At 35.5% G+C, this 217-nt stretch carries 1 protein-coding gene; it reads left to right on the top strand.

Annotation, left to right across the window (positions count from 1 at the left end; all coding sequences use genetic code 11):
• Window positions 1-217: N-acetylmuramoyl-L-alanine amidase family protein (locus tag V6256_RS15830; protein WP_341599169.1), on the top strand; the 217-nt coding region annotated here is incomplete at both ends.

Raw genomic sequence — 217 nt, 5'->3', positions numbered from 1 at the left:
CAGTTGATGCTGGCCATGGTGGAGATGATCCGGGTGCAGTGGCTAAGTATAGTTATGAAAAAAAACTAACGTTACAAATAGCCAAACGTTTAAATAATAAAATCGATAGTCAAAAAGGTATGCACGCATTTTTTATTCGTACCGGAGTCTATTTCGTTAATTTAAATAGACGTTGTGAAATTGCACGAAAAGGACAAGCAGACTTTTTAGTTTCTAT

Source organism: Psychromonas aquatilis, assembly GCF_038155185.1.
GTDB lineage: Bacteria > Pseudomonadota > Gammaproteobacteria > Enterobacterales > Psychromonadaceae > Psychromonas > Psychromonas aquatilis.
Note: the sequence above shows the minus strand (reverse complement) of the source record. Positions and strands in the feature narration are given on the sequence as shown.